Annotated in this window: 2 protein-coding genes; one reads left to right on the forward strand and one right to left on the reverse strand. The window is 71.7% G+C overall.

Going from position 1 to position 1,058, the window contains the following annotated elements:
• On the forward strand, positions 1–412 hold a 412-nt coding region (locus tag AC1D01_RS36080; protein ID WP_477874530.1), incomplete at its 5' end, for an SDR family oxidoreductase.
• A gap of 10 nt (positions 413–422) precedes the next feature.
• Here AC1D01_RS36080 and AC1D01_RS36085 read toward each other — a convergent pair.
• The coding region (locus tag AC1D01_RS36085; protein WP_477874532.1) for a TOBE domain-containing protein at positions 423–1,058 on the reverse strand (636 nt) is incomplete at its 5' end.

Here is a 1,058-nt window from a genome sequence, read left to right on the forward strand (position 1 = left end):
GCGCGCATGGGAGGCCCTGCGTGCCAGCGGCGGCAGCGTGGTGTTCATCTCGGGCAACGCCGCTGAGGCCCCGAAGGCATCGATGGCGGCGGTGGGCGCGATCAATGCGGCGATCGAGGCGCTCGCGAAGGCCTTCGCCGAGCGCGGCATCGCCGACGGCGTTCAGGTGAACAGCGTCTCGCCCGGTGCGGTGATGACGGGCCGGCGGCTCGGCATGATCGAGCGGATGGCTGCTGCCAAGGGCCTCACGCCGGACGACGCGAAAGCGGCCGCCCTGCAACAGGCCGGCATCCGCCGCTTCGGCGAGGCCGGCGAGATCGCCGAGCTGATCGCGTTCGCCGTGTCGCCCGGCGCGCGCTGGATGACCGGCACGGTGCTGCGCATCGACGGCGGCGAGACGAGGTCGATGTGATCCCGTCGGTCTAGGCCGACACGCCGACGATCACGCTGGAGGCCTTGAAGACGGCAGTGGCCGAACTGCCGACCTCCAGCGCCAGGGCCTGCGCGCTGTCGTTGGTGATGATGGCCGCCACCGCGCCGCCGCCGGCCAGCGCCAGCACCACCTCGCAGTTCACCGCGCCCGGCGTGACGCGCGACACCACGCCCTTCAGCTGGTTGCGCGCCGACAGCCGCACGCCGCGCAGGTCGGCCATCAGGATGATCGACGAGGCCTTGATCAGTGCGAACGCCTTCGCGCCGACCGCAAGGCCGAGCTCGACGGTGCTCTCGTGCGTGATGCTCGCGACGATGCGCAGCCCGCCGATCGCCTCGAGCTCGACCTCGTCATTGACGGCCCCGCCGCGCAGCGACACCACGGTGCCGGCGAACTGGTTGCGTGCGCTCGTTCTCATCGCCAGCCCTTCCATCAGTGAATAGTCGCCGGCCAGGCCGCCCGCCTGGCGGTTCAGCCGCTCGACGAAACGTGCATGTTCCTGCTGGATCAGCACGACATTGCGCAGCAGCTGCCCGCCGCGCGGCGTGAGCCGCGTGCGCCCGCCGCCGGGCCCGCCGGCGCTGCGTTCCAGCAGCGGCTCGCCGGCCAGGTTGCTCATCTGCTC

The sequence above is a fragment of the Rhizobacter sp. P3_B12 genome, from assembly GCF_056402895.1.